The sequence below is a fragment of the Faecalicatena orotica genome, from assembly GCF_905197545.1.
Classification (GTDB): domain Bacteria; phylum Bacillota; class Clostridia; order Lachnospirales; family Lachnospiraceae; genus Faecalicatena_A; species Faecalicatena_A orotica.
The window spans coordinates 325,812-338,921 of sequence record NZ_CAJJZH010000003.1; the positions used below are offsets into that span (position 1 = coordinate 325,812).

14 protein-coding genes are annotated in these 13,110 nt (G+C 50.5%); all 14 read left to right on the plus strand.

Features of this window, described 5'->3' with window-relative positions; all coding sequences use genetic code 11:
* The first annotated feature begins 16 nt into the window (after positions 1–16).
* The 14 genes from cbiQ to ABIN22_RS08325 are packed head-to-tail and all read left to right on the plus strand — an operon-like array spanning position 17 to position 13,095.
* Positions 17–790: a cobalt ECF transporter T component CbiQ gene (gene cbiQ, locus ABIN22_RS08260; RefSeq protein WP_346907877.1), complete on the plus strand. Its 774-nt coding sequence runs from the start codon at positions 17–19 to the stop codon at positions 788–790.
* Entirely contained in the window at positions 787–1,641 is an 855-nt protein-coding gene (locus tag ABIN22_RS08265) for an energy-coupling factor ABC transporter ATP-binding protein (RefSeq protein ID WP_346907879.1), read from the plus strand. The genes cbiQ and ABIN22_RS08265 overlap by 4 nt, the downstream gene beginning before the upstream one ends.
* A gap of 30 nt (positions 1,642–1,671) precedes the next feature.
* Positions 1,672–2,457 (plus strand): sirohydrochlorin cobaltochelatase, encoded by a 786-nt coding sequence (locus ABIN22_RS08270; protein ID WP_243099317.1) that lies wholly within the window; start codon positions 1,672–1,674, stop codon positions 2,455–2,457.
* A 12-nt stretch (positions 2,458–2,469) separates the two neighbouring features.
* Positions 2,470–3,648 carry a cobalt-precorrin-5B (C(1))-methyltransferase CbiD gene (cbiD, locus tag ABIN22_RS08275; RefSeq protein WP_118620786.1) on the plus strand — a complete coding sequence of 393 codons (1,179 nt, stop codon included), beginning with the start codon at positions 2,470–2,472 and terminating at the stop codon, positions 3,646–3,648.
* Between the two features lie 38 nt (positions 3,649–3,686).
* Positions 3,687–4,442 carry a precorrin-2 C(20)-methyltransferase gene (gene cobI, locus ABIN22_RS08280; RefSeq protein WP_346907882.1) on the plus strand — a complete coding sequence of 252 codons (756 nt, stop codon included), beginning with the start codon at positions 3,687–3,689 and terminating at the stop codon, positions 4,440–4,442.
* On the plus strand, positions 4,439–5,212 hold the full coding sequence (cobM, locus tag ABIN22_RS08285) for a precorrin-4 C(11)-methyltransferase (RefSeq protein ID WP_109732152.1): 774 nt from the start codon (positions 4,439–4,441) through the stop codon (positions 5,210–5,212). Before cobI ends, cobM begins: the two co-directional genes overlap by 4 nt.
* Positions 5,205–5,936: a precorrin-3B C(17)-methyltransferase gene (gene cobJ / locus ABIN22_RS08290; RefSeq protein ID WP_346907884.1), complete on the plus strand. Its 732-nt coding sequence runs from the start codon at positions 5,205–5,207 to the stop codon at positions 5,934–5,936. Before cobM ends, cobJ begins: the two co-directional genes overlap by 8 nt.
* On the plus strand, positions 5,929–7,140 hold the full coding sequence (gene cbiT, locus ABIN22_RS08295; RefSeq protein WP_346907886.1) for a precorrin-6Y C5,15-methyltransferase (decarboxylating) subunit CbiT: 1,212 nt from the start codon (positions 5,929–5,931) through the stop codon (positions 7,138–7,140). The genes cobJ and cbiT overlap by 8 nt, the downstream gene beginning before the upstream one ends.
* A gap of 2 nt (positions 7,141–7,142) precedes the next feature.
* Complete coding sequence (locus ABIN22_RS08300; protein ID WP_346907888.1) at positions 7,143–8,528, plus strand: cobyrinic acid a,c-diamide synthase CobB; 1,386 nt, start codon at positions 7,143–7,145, stop codon at positions 8,526–8,528.
* 16 nt (positions 8,529–8,544) lie between these two features.
* A complete protein-coding gene (gene cobT / locus ABIN22_RS08305) occupies positions 8,545–9,633 on the plus strand; it encodes a nicotinate-nucleotide--dimethylbenzimidazole phosphoribosyltransferase (protein WP_181368753.1) in 1,089 nt (362 codons plus the stop codon).
* A gap of 23 nt (positions 9,634–9,656) precedes the next feature.
* Positions 9,657–10,418 carry an adenosylcobinamide-GDP ribazoletransferase gene (locus tag ABIN22_RS08310; protein ID WP_346907890.1) on the plus strand — a complete coding sequence of 254 codons (762 nt, stop codon included), beginning with the start codon at positions 9,657–9,659 and terminating at the stop codon, positions 10,416–10,418.
* Positions 10,415–11,023, plus strand: coding sequence for a histidine phosphatase family protein (locus ABIN22_RS08315; RefSeq protein WP_346907892.1), 609 nt, complete (start codon positions 10,415–10,417; stop codon positions 11,021–11,023). The genes ABIN22_RS08310 and ABIN22_RS08315 overlap by 4 nt, the downstream gene beginning before the upstream one ends.
* On the plus strand, positions 11,020–11,979 hold the full coding sequence (cbiB, locus tag ABIN22_RS08320) for an adenosylcobinamide-phosphate synthase CbiB (RefSeq protein ID WP_346907894.1): 960 nt from the start codon (positions 11,020–11,022) through the stop codon (positions 11,977–11,979). Before ABIN22_RS08315 ends, cbiB begins: the two co-directional genes overlap by 4 nt.
* Positions 11,980–12,036: 57 nt before the next feature.
* Positions 12,037–13,095 (plus strand): pyridoxal phosphate-dependent aminotransferase, encoded by a 1,059-nt coding sequence (locus tag ABIN22_RS08325; RefSeq protein ID WP_346907896.1) that lies wholly within the window; start codon positions 12,037–12,039, stop codon positions 13,093–13,095.
* Positions 13,096–13,110 lie beyond the last annotated feature (15 nt).

Below are 13,110 nucleotides of genomic sequence, written 5' to 3' on the forward strand. Positions count from 1 at the left end.
CGGAGAGGAGCAAGATATGATTGTAGTGGATAAGCTTTGTTATCGTTCGAAGCTTAGGCTTGTGAATGCAGGAGAGAAATTCATATTTTCTGTTATGACACTTTTATTCTGCATCATCAGCCGCTCTCTTTTAATAGCGGGAATTGCCTTTTTTGTAAATGGGTTCCTGACGGTAAAAAAGGGCGGGATTTCATTTGGACGATACATACGTCTGCTGGCTGTACCATTTACATTTCTTATATTGAGTACTCTTGCGATTATCGTAAACTTTTCTAAGGTCCCACTGGATGCATATGCAGTGCCAGTGGGCACCTTTTTTATCACAGGAAGCAAAGCATCTTTGGCATTCGCTATTCAGCTGATAGCAACTGCTATGGCAAGTGTATCCTGTCTGTACTTTTTATCCTTAAATACAACAATGACAGATATTCTCGATGTATTAGCCAAAATGCACTGTCCGGAGATGATGATTGAACTAATGATGCTGATCTACAGGTTCATCTTCGTGCTGATGGAAACAGCTTCCGCTATCATGGTTTCACAGAAGTCCAGACTGGGCAATAAAAATCTGAAAACATCTGTGAAGTCTTTCGGGCATATGGGTGCAGGACTCTTTATCAGAGCTCTCAGACGGTCCAATTTTTTGTATGATGCGATGGAGTCCAGATGCTATAACGGAAAAATAAAGGTGCTTAGTGTACAGCATCCTGTGAAGAAAGAGGAGGCGGTGGGAATCCTGCTCTTTGAGCTTCTGCTGCTCGGTCTTACGATATGGAGGAAACTGGTATGAGTATAGGTACAGAGGATATTATAATAGAAGTAAAAGATGTTCACTATGCCTACGAGGAGGATGGACCGCATTCATTAAACGGTGTCAGTCTCCGGATTAAGAGAGGGCAGAAAGTCGCCTTCATGGGTGCAAATGGATGCGGTAAATCCACACTGTTCTTATGCTGTAATGGCATCTACAGGCCGGACAGTGGAATGATTCTGTTTAATGGGAAACCTGTTGACTATTCCAAAAAAGGGCTGCTTGACTTAAGGAGCAAGGTAGGGATCGTCTTTCAGGACCCGGATAACCAGTTGTTTTCGGCGAGTGTTTATCAGGAAATCTCTTTTGGACCTCTGAATCTGGGGCTGCCGGAGGATGAAGTGAGAAAGGATATCGAGCAGGTGATTGAATATCTGGAGATTACGCCTTTTTGTGACCGTCCGGCACATGCCCTGAGCGGGGGACAAAAGAAGCAGGTTTCGATCGCTGACATCCTTGTTATGCATCCCGATGTGATTATTCTGGATGAACCGGCGGCTGCTCTGGATGCGAAACATACGAAGATGGTGAACCAGATAGTGGACAGGCTGGCAGATGAAGGAATCACGATACTAATGGCTACCCATGATATTGATTATGCCCTGTCATGGGCGGATGAGATTGTCCTGATGCACGAAGGGAAAGTTCTGCTTCAGGCGGATCCGGTCACGGTATGTACGGACCAGGAGGCTCTTGAGATGACGAATCAGGAAGAACCTGCTGTTTTGAAATTATTTGACAAACTGGTAAAAAAGGGGGTTCTCAAGGAGAACCTCCGGCCGCCTGTCAGCATGGGACAGTTAGAACAATATATAGAACATGGAGTTTAAAGCAGTGAACCTGCATAAAGGGAGACGGATATGGAGAGAACGGCAGAGACGAAGAAAGCGATACTGGCTGTAAGCTTTGGAAGCAGTCATATGGATACTCTGGAAAAGAACATAGACAAGATCGAACAGCAGATTGCAGAGACATTTCCGGATTACCGGGTGTACCGTGCATTTACAAGCCAGATGATTCTGAAGAAGCTGAAAAAGACAGAGAATCTGCATTTTAATACGGTGAAAGAGGCAATGGAGCAGATGGCGGCCGAGGGCATTGAGAATGTGATCGTGCAGCCGACACATATCATTAACGGGATTGAAAATGACAGGATGATGTGTGATGTGATGGAATACACAGATAAGTTCCGGAAGATCCGTGTCGGAAAACCCCTGCTCACCAGTGTGGATGATTATAAGAAGGCAATCCATGCAGTGATGTCAGAAGTAGATCTGGAAGACGGCGAGGTTCTTGTATTCATGGGGCACGGGACGGACCACCATGCAAATTCAGCATATCCGACGCTGGAGTACACGTTTCATTCCTTAGGCTACAGTCAGGTTCTGGTGGGAACCGTGGAAGGGTTTCCGGACTTAAAAAATGTGATGACAAAACTGGAAATATCCGGTGCAAAGAAGGTCATGCTGATGCCGTTCATGCTCGTGGCAGGAGATCATGCGAAGAATGACATGGCGGGAGAAGAAGATTCATGGAAAACGGAGCTTGAAGAAGCCGGCTATGAGGTGAAGGCGGTCATCAAAGGATTAGGAGAGATGAGGGGTATCCGCAATATTTATATAGAACACATCGAAGCAGTTATGTAAAGGAGCATCCTTATGACAGAAAAAGATCTGAACAGGTACCAGTCGGAAGAAAAACAGGGGGCGTTGATCTGGAAAAACCAGAAACAGCTCCGCTCAGGTTATACGACCGGCAGTTGTGCGGCTGCCGCGGCGAAGGCAGCGGCACATATGCTGCTTACGGGAGAGACGATCTGGCAGGTTTCCCTTCTGACTCCCAAGGGTGTTTTGCTCTATCTGGATGTGGAGGATATACAAATCGGTCAGGATGCGGTCAGTTGTGCGGTCCGTAAGGACAGCGGGGATGACCCGGATGTGACGGACGGTATCCTTATCTATACAAAAGTCAGCAGATGCCCGGGGACAGAGCTGCATCTGGACGGCGGCGAGGGAGTCGGCCGGGTGACAAAGAAGGGACTGGAGCAGAAGATCGGGGATGCAGCAATAAATAAAGTTCCCCGCAGAATGATCCTTCAGGCGGTGGATTCCCAGAGAGAGGAGTCTGGCAGCACAGACGGGCTCGAAATTGTGGTCTCCATCCCAAAAGGGAAAGAACTTGCCCGGAAAACCTTTAATCCCCGTCTCGGGATTGAAGGAGGCATCTCGGTTCTCGGAACGAGCGGAATCGTGGAACCAATGAGTGAGCAGGCGCTGACAGCTACGATTCATCTGGAGATGAAGATGCTCAAAGAAAACGGTTATGACTGGTGTTACGTCGTACCCGGCAACTATGGCAGTGACTTCCTGACACAGACGCTGAAGTTTAATGGGGAATTGTCTGTGAAGTGCAGTAATTATATCGGGGATACCATCGATTATGCGGTCAGTCTTGGAATGAAAGGGATTCTCCTCATCGGACATATCGGGAAGCTTGTAAAGCTGGCGGCAGGGGTGATGAATACCCATTCCAGACAGGCAGACTGCCGGATGGAGGTATTTGCGGCACATGCCGCCCTGCATGGGGCATCACAGGAAATAACAGGCAGGCTGATGGGAAGCCTGACGACGACGGAGGCCGTGGACCTTCTGAAGCAGGAAGGAATGCTGGATGTTGTTATGCGGAGTATCCTTGAGAAGGCTGAGTACCACTTAAAGCACCGTGCAGGAGAGAAATTGAAGATCGGGGCGGTCGTATTTTCTATGGAGGAAGGGATTTTAGGAAGTACATCCGGCACCCGGGAATTACTGGAACAGATACAGCGGCTTAAACCGTGATCAGTTACCCAACAGATACATAAAGGAGAGAACACAAGATGGATGGTATATTTTACGGAGTAGGAGTAGGGCCCGGAGATCCGCAACTTCTTACTTTAAAAGCAGTGAAAGCGATACAGGAATGTGAGGTCATTGCGCTGGCAGTGTCTTCCCCGGACTTCCGGGAACCTGTATATGAGGAGGCGGGAACGGTAAGCCAGTTCTCCCTTCTGCTAGAAAAATGTGTGGCGTGGCAGATTGTACTGCCCGTAGTTCCAGAGATGGAACACAAAGCCAGACTCTTTCTGCCTATGCCGATGATGAAGGAAAAAGAGGTATTAAAGGAGATCCATGACAGGTGTGCCTCAGTGACGGAAGATTTGCTCAGAGCCGGGAAGGATGTCGCTTTTATTACACTGGGAGACCCGACCGTATATTCTACATGTCTGTATGTACATAAGCGGTTAAAGAAACGTGGAATGAAGACTGCACTGATCCCCGGAATCCCGTCTTTCTGCGCGGCAGCGGCAAGGATGGACATGGGACTGGCGGAGAACCGCGAGGAACTGCATATTATCCCTGCCTCCTACGGAGTCGAGGAAAGCCTTGATCTGAAAGGGACCAAAGTACTGATGAAGGCAGGAAAGAAAATGCCGTATGTGAAGCAGGTAGTCAGGGAAAAGGGACTGGAAGCGGAAATGGTGGAAAACTGCGGGATGAGCCAGGAACATATTTACAGGCAGGTGGAAGAAATACCGGATGATGCCGGGTACTATTCGCTCGTGATCATTAAAGATAAGGGGGAAAAGAGATGATTTTATTTGTAGGGGCGGGCTCTGGAGCTGAAGATCTGATCACGGTCAGGGGGTACCGCTATCTTCAGGAAGCGGATATCATTGTATATGCAGGCTCTCTCGTAAATCCGGGCCTTCTGAAGGTGAAAAAGGAAGGCTGTGAGGTTTATAACAGTGCGAAAATGACCTTGGAAGAGGTTCTGGAAGTAATGATAAAAGGGGAGAGGGAAGGCAGGAGCGTCGTCCGCCTCCACACCGGGGATCCCTGCCTGTACGGGGCAATCCGTGAGCAGATGGATGCACTGGATGCAGAAGGAATTTCTTATGAATACTGTCCGGGAGTCAGTTCTTTCTGCGGCGCGGCGTCAGCGCTTAAGGCAGAATACACTCTCCCAGATGTGTCACAGTCCGTGGTCATCACAAGAATGGCTGGGAGGACGCCCGTGCCGGAACGGGAGTCCATCCGCAGCTTCGCGGCTCATCAGGCGACAATGGTCATTTTCTTAAGCACGGGAATGCTGAAAAAGCTTCAGGAGGAACTGATGGCAGGCGGATATGCGAAAGATACGCCGGCGGCGATTGTCTATAAGGCAACCTGGCCGGACGAGAAAGTACTAAGGTGTACGGTAGACAGCCTTGCGAAAACAGCAGAAAAGGAAAACATCACAAAGACTGCCCTGATTGTTGTCGGAAAGGTGCTGGACGGGGAGTATGACCGGTCCAGACTGTATGACCCGTCGTTTACGACAGAATTTCGTCAGGCATCAGAGGGAGGAAAAGACAATGGGTAAGATTTATGTTGTAGGTTTGGGTCCGGGTGCGGACATGCAGATGACGATGGAGGCAAAAGCCGCCGTAAAGCAGTGCGGGATCATCGTGGGTTACACGGTCTATGTGGATCTGGTAAAAGAAGAATACCCGGACAAGGTGTTTCTGACAACGCCCATGACGCAGGAAGTGAAGCGCTGCCAGATGGCTTTTGAGGAGGCTCAAAAAGGGCAGGATGTGGCCATGATCTGCAGTGGGGATGCCGGAATATACGGGATGGCAGGGCTGATGCTTGAGGTCGGGAAGGAGTATCCTGAAATCGAGGTCGAAATCGTCCCCGGAATTACTGCGGCAAACGGTGGCGCGGCCGTGCTGGGCGCCCCGTTGATGCATGATTTTGCGGTGATCAGCTTAAGCGACCTTCTCACCCCCTGGGAGAAGATCGAAAAGCGGGTGAAGGCGGCGGCAATGGCTGATTTTGTCATCTGCCTGTACAATCCATCCAGCAGGAAACGTAAGGACTATCTGAAAAAAGCCTGTGAGATGATGCTGGAATATAAATCCGGGGACACAGTCTGCGGAACGGTGCGCAACATCGGCCGGGATGGCGAAGAATCACAGATCATGACACTTAGCCGCCTGAAAGACACGGAGGTGGATATGTTTACGACTGTATTCATCGGAAACGAACAGACGACAGAAATTAATGGGAAAATGGTAACACCGAGAGGATATCGGAATGTGTAAGAAAGACCAGACAATTTACCTGATTGGCATTGGCATGGGTGCACAGGATTCCCTCACAGGGGAGGCCCTTAGGCTACTTGGTGACTGTGGCTGTGTGATCGGTGCCAGAAGGATGACGGAGGCCCTGAAAGGCTTGGAAAAACCGGTGTTTCATGCCTATATGCCGGATGAGATCCGCGGATATATTGAGGCACACAGAGAATATAAAAAGATCGCGGTGGCGCTGTCCGGAGATCCCGGTTTCTACAGCGGGGCAAAAAAGCTGGAAGCCGAATTGGAAGGATATGAGGTCATACGCGTGCCGGGAATCTCTTCCGTCGTTTATCTCGCGTCCCGGCTCCATACTTCATGGGAAGATGCCGCCCTTGTAAGCGCCCACGGCAGAATACAGAATTACATTCACGCAGTGGCACACAATGAGAAAACCTTTCTCCTGCTGGGCGGTGAAACCTGCGGGGCTGCACTGTGTGAAAAACTTCGTTACTACGGTCTGGAGGATGTGGACTGCTGGATCGGGAGACGGCTATCCTATGAGGATGAATGTATCATACATAAAAAGGGAAGCAGTCTTTCCCCGGAGGACTGTTCCGGGCTGGATGTGGCACTCATTCTCAATGCACATCCGTGCAGGCGGACCTTCTGCCATGTGGAGGATGAGGAATTCATACGCGGCAAAGTACCTATGACAAAATCCGAGGTGCGCGCGGTTAGTATGGCAAAGCTCCAGCTCCATGAGGATGCAGTGGTTTACGATATCGGCGCCGGGACTGGTTCGGTTGCGGTGGAGGCCGCGATGCAGTCAGGGACGATCCGGGTCTATGCCATTGAGAAGAATCCGGAAGGGGCGCTTCTGATCGAGGAAAATAAAAAGAAGTTCAGGACGGACTGGGTGACGGTCGTGGAAGGCACGGCCCCGGAGGCACTTCTGAATCTGGAAGCACCTACCCATGTGTTCATTGGAGGGAGTTCGGGAAACCTGAAGGATATTCTGAAGACGGTGAAGCGTAAGAACCCGGAGGTACGGATTGTCCTGAATGCGATCTCTCTGGAAACGGTGAAGGAAGCAATCGAGGCTGTGGAGGAAGGCATTCTGAAGGAACCTGAGATCGTACAGATTGCGGCATCCAGATCCAGAAAGCTTGGCGCATATCATATGATGACCGGTTTGAACCCGGTATATATCATTACAGAAGGGAAGGCATAGCAATGAAAGGATCTCAGTTTATGATCGCAGCGGCATCCAGCGGAAGCGGAAAGACCGTGATCTCCTGTGCACTGATGGCGGCCTTTTTACAGAAGGGCATGAAGACTGCCGCATGTAAATGTGGGCCGGATTATATCGATCCCATGTTCCACAGGGAGGTGCTTGGAATTGAGTCAGAAAATCTGGATCTTTTCTTCTGCGAACCAGAAGTGCTAAAACCGCTTTTTCTGGAACATACCCGCGGTGCGGAAGTGACCGTAATCGAGGGAGTGATGGGATATTATGACGGGATGGCCCTGGACTCGGACCAGGCCAGTTCTTTCCATGTGGCCGGTACACTCGGTATTCCGGTGGTCCTGGTAGTGCCCTGCAGGGGGATGGCACTTTCGGTTCTGCCCATGATTCTGGGAATGCTACAGTTTCGTGAGGAAAGCCACATTCAGGGGATCTTATTGAACCGCATTTCCGGAATGCTGTATCCGAAGATGAAGGCCATGATTGAGGCCGGACTCAAGGAAAAGGGATATCAGATCCCGGTCGTCGGTTATGTGCCTGAGGATGAAGTGTTTGGGCTGGAAAGCAGACATCTCGGACTGGTCACACCGAAGGAGGTTCTTGGAATCCGTGAACGCCTTATGCGGGCAGGAGAAATCTTAAGTGGCACGGTGGATCTGGAGCAGCTGCTGGAAATCGGAAGAAACGAAGGTAATGCAGATACAGAAGCAGCGGGGCAGGCAAGGGAAGTTCAGACGGGTAAAAAAGCCCGGATAGGTATCGCCCGTGATGAAGCATTCTGTTTCTATTATAAGGATAATCTGGAACTGTTAAAAAATGCGGGCTGTGAACTGATTCCCTTTAGTCCGCTCCATGACAGCCGGCTGCCGGAAGGGCTGCAGGGAATGATCATCGGAGGCGGTTACCCGGAGCTTTATACAGAAACACTTTCTGCAAACGGCGAGATGTGTACGGCAGTCAGAGAAGCAGTTGAAAAGGGAATGCCGTGTCTGGCAGAATGCGGCGGGTTTATGTATCTGCATGAGGAAATGGAAGGAAAAGACGGAGTCTTTCGTTCTGTGGCCGGTGTCATAGAAGGTCGGGCAGTAAAAAAAGACAGGCTGGTCCGATTTGGTTATATTGACCTTCAGGCACAGAAAGACGGAATCTATTTCAAAAAGGGAGAGCGGCTGAGAGGACATGAATTCCATTACTGGGACAGTACCGACAACGGTACAGACTGTCTGGCGGTGAAGCCGGACAAAAAACGTTTCTGGGAGTGTATCCATATGGAGGGCAGCCTGTTTGCAGGATATCCCCATATTCATTTCTACTCCAATCCCGTTTTTGCAGAACGGTTTATCGAAAACTGCAGAAAATTTCAATCAGAATAGGAAGGTATGAAAAGCGATGGCACAGGTGACAGAAATTCCGGAAAAGATCACTCCGGAGGAATTGAAAATGATGATTGAGCCCGCCGATCAGGCAAGTGTCGAGGCTGCGAAGAGAAGATGGATGTCCGTGGCAAAGCCTCTGTTCAGTCTGGGGAAATTGGAGGATGCCGTGATCCGCATGGCGGGGATGAAGCGGACAGCAGAGTATGATCTGGAGAAAAAGGGCCTGATTATCATGTGTGCGGATAACGGCGTCGTGGAAGAGGGGGTGACACAGACGGGGCAGGAGGTTACGGCGATTGTGGCTGATAACTTTACAAAGAAAGCAGCCAGTGTTGCAATCATGAGCGAAATCGCGGGAGCCGACCTGTTCCCGGTCGATATCGGGATGGCGGTGGATGTGCCGTCCGTGACAAAGACATCTCAAAAGATTGCTTATGGAACAAAGAATCTGGCAAAGGAACCTGCGATGACAAGGGAAGAAGCATGGAACGCCATACTGGTCGGAATCCGCATGGCCGGTGACCTGAAGGCGCAGGGATATGATATTCTCGCAACCGGTGAGATGGGCATTGGAAATACCACGTCAAGCAGCGCCGTGGCCGCTGTACTCCTGAACCGGCCGGTCGAGGAAGTTACCGGAAAAGGGGCAGGCTTAAGCAGTGAAGGGCTGGAAAAGAAGATTGGTGCAATCAAGCGGGGGATCAGTCTTCATAAGCCGGATCCAGATGACGCTCTGGATGTGCTGGCAAAGGTAGGCGGACTGGATATCGCGGGACTGGCCGGGGTATTCTTAGGCGGTGCACTGTATCATGTACCAGTCGTGATCGACGGTTTTATTTCAGCGGTATCTGCCCTGACTGCCCTTCGCATGGTTCCGGCTGCGGGAGACTACATGATGCCTTCCCATGTATCCAAAGAGCCGGCCGGCCAGATGCTTCTGGATGCGCTGGGTATATCCCCGTTTCTGACCTGTGATATGTGTCTGGGTGAGGGCAGCGGTGCCGTAGCAGTCTTTCCACTTCTGGAGATGGGACTTTCAGTTTACCGCAGGATGAGCACCTTTGAAGAGACAAAGATTGAAAAGTATGAAGTTTTGAAGTAACTGGGGGACAAGGAGGGAATATCATGTATCTGCTTGAATCATGTGCTGTGGCGATGTCGATGTATTCGAAAATACCGATGCCGAGAGTGGAATGGAATGAAAAGAATATGAAGTATGCGATGTGTTTTTTTCCTTTCATTGGTGCAGTGATTGGCATACTGGAAGTCCTTCTGGGCAGTCTGCTTTTGAAAAGCGGTGCCGGGAAACTGTTCTTCGCGGCGGCAATGACGCTGCTGCCTGTGCTGGTCACGGGCGGGATTCATCTGGACGGTTTTATGGATACGATGGATGCTGTCAGTTCCTACGGGGACCGGGAGAAAAAACTTGCAATCCTGAAAGACTCAAATTCCGGTGCCTTCGCAATCTTAGGACTGGGCTGTTACTTTCTGTGGAGCGTGGCTGTGTGGAGCGAGGTGACACTGGACATGCTGCCCGTGATCGGGTGCGGGTATGTTCTGTCCCGCTCTTTCAGCGGATTCTCCATCGTAACCTTTCAGGCCGCCAGAAACTCCGGACTTGCTAAGACTTTTCAGGACGGGGCCAAGAGGAAGAACGTCAGGATTACGATGATGATCTACCTTTTTGTTTTCTCAGGGCTGGTCCTGTGGCTGAACTGGGTTCTCGGACTTGCTTCCCTTGTGGCAGCAGCATTGGTCTTTCTATATTACAGGCGGCTGTGCAACAGGCAGTTTGGCGGAGTGACCGGGGATCTGGCGGGGTATTTCCTCCAGCTCTGTGAACTGGCGGTGCTGACCGGAATTGTACTGGCAGGGAGGCTGCTATGAAGGTAGTTATGATTCGGCACTTCCAGACGCCGGGAAATCTGGAACGAAGATATGTAGGCCGGACAGACGAGCCCCTGCTCGAAGGGGAAGGGCTTATCAGGATGGCAGAAGAAAAACGAAACCGTATTCAGACGCTGGGGAAACCGGACTGTGTGATTGCGAGTCCGATGAAACGCTGTATCCAGACCGCAAATCTGCTCTTTCCGGGTGAGAAACTGCTGCTCTGTGCGAAGATGAGAGAATGTGACTTCGGGCTGTTCGAGGGAAAGAACTACGAGGAACTCAAAGATCTTCCCGCCTATCAGGAATGGCTGGATTCCCGTGGGACGATACCTTTCCCGGAAGGGGAGAGCCATGAAGCGTTCAAGGCCCGGTGCGTGGAAGGATTCGCGGAAATGGCGGCAGAGCTGGTCGAAAAAAGGTGTGAGACGGCGGCTATGGTCGTCCACGGGGGAACGATTATGGCCGTGCTGTCCCGGTTTGACCGGGGAGACAGTGAGTTTTATAACTGGCAGGCCGAAAACGGCGGCGGGTATGTGATTTCTCTGGATGAGGCGGCATGGGGCAGAGGACAAAAAGAATTCAGGGAGATAGAACGGTTATGATGGTATTGTTAGCCTGTGGGACAGGATTTATATTAGATTTTCTATTTGGAGACCCGGTATGGCTGTATCATCCGATCCGGCTGATTGGCGCACTGATTGCATTTTTGGAAAAACAATTCCGGAGAATCTGTAAAGATCAAAAGAATGCACAGTTTGTGGCCGGGGGGCTCTTGTGGATCCTTGTCGTGCTCGTTTCTGCAGTGGTTCCGTGTCTTTTCCTGTATGCAGCGGGACGTGTACACCCGGTACTTCGATTCCTGCTGGAAAGCTTCTGGTGCTGGCAGCTTTTGGCGGCGAAGGGACTGAAGCAGGAGAGCATGAAGGTATATGCAGAAGTCAAAAAAGGAGACCTTCCCGGAGCCAGAAAGGCGGTTTCCATGATCGTGGGAAGGGATACACAGTGTCTGGATGAGGCCGGTGTCGTGAAGGCGGCCGTAGAGACTGTTGCGGAAAATACTTCAGACGGGGTGACGGCGCCGCTTCTGTTTATGATGATCGGAGGCGCCCCCTTAGGATTCTTTTACAAGGCAGTCAATACAATGGACTCCATGATCGGCTATAAGGATGAAAAGTATCTGTATCTGGGACGATGCGCGGCAAAGATGGACGATGTGCTCAATTATATCCCGGCCCGTCTGTCCGCTTTTCTGATGATTGCGGCAGCGTGGGTGCTGAAGATGGACGCACGCGGCGCGTGGCGCATCTATCTGCGGGACCGGAGAAAACATGCCAGCCCGAATTCGGCGCAGACAGAGGCAGTCTGTGCGGGGGCACTTCAGATCCGGCTCGCCGGGGATGCGTGGTATTTCGGGAAGCTGTATAAAAAAGATTACATCGGTGATGACATCCGGCCCGTTGAGGCGGAAGATATTCCGAGGGCGGACAGGCTGATGTATGGGACGGCAGTACTGACATTCCTGCTGTTCGGGATGGTAAAACTGGTGTTCATCTTGTAATGGTTCCTTTTTTGGAACAGCTGTTTGACTTTGGAGATTTAGATGCGGGAGGATTTTATGGATTACATGCATGGCGGTGATATTTACACATATGAAGGCATGATTGACTTTTCTGCCAATATCAATCCTTTCGGGCCGAGCCGGAAGGTGAAAGAGGCGGCTGCCTTAAGTTCTGAATGGATCGGTGTGTATCCGGACAGCCGTTTAAGCAGACTGAGGAAGGCACTGGCAGAAAAAGAAGACATCGACGGAGAGCTGCTTGTCTTTGGAAACGGTGCGGCGGACCTGATCTTTTCCATCGTCTTTGCAGAGCGTCCGAGAAAAGCGGTGCTGACGGCCCCGTCTTTTTCCGAGTACGCTCAGGCCTTAAAGGCAGCAGGCTGTAAGATCGTGTACCATTATCTAAAGGAAGAAGAAAATTTTAGGCTGACAGAGGAGTATCTGGATCTATTGACGGAAGATACGGACATGGTTTTCTTATGCAGTCCGGACAATCCGACAGGGCAGACCGTGGACAGGGAACTTCTGCAGGAAATCATTCAAAGATGTCAAGAACGGCATATCAGGCTTGTTTTAGATGAATGTTTTTATGAGTTTCAGGAGGACCAGACAGGCATCCTGTCGGCGAAGGAAGCATTGGTAACAAAGGAAGTATTTCTGATGCGGGCGTTTACAAAGATGCATGCAATGCCCGGCCTGCGGCTTGGGTACGGCATCAGTTCGGACAGGGGCCTTTTAGAGAAACTCTGTGCTGTCAGGCAGCCGTGGAGCGTCTCCGTGACCGCGCAGGAGGCGGGACTTGCCGCCCTTACGGAGCCGGAGCGGGTAGAGATGACCAGGTGCTTTGTAAATGAGGAACGGAAAATGATGGAAAAAGAATTGGGAAGAATAGGAGTCAGGTATTTTCCGTCCTCAGCAAATTATATGCTGTTAAAAAGTAAATATGATTTATTTGAGCTTTTAAAAGAGCAGCACATACTGATCCGGGACTGCAGCAATTACGAAGGACTGAAAAAAGGCTATTACCGCATTGCGGTGAAAAGCAGCAGTGAGAACAGGCAGCTGCTATCGGCACTGGAAGAAATCTATTCAAAAGACTGCAGGACTGCAGAATAAAAAGAAGGAGAACCG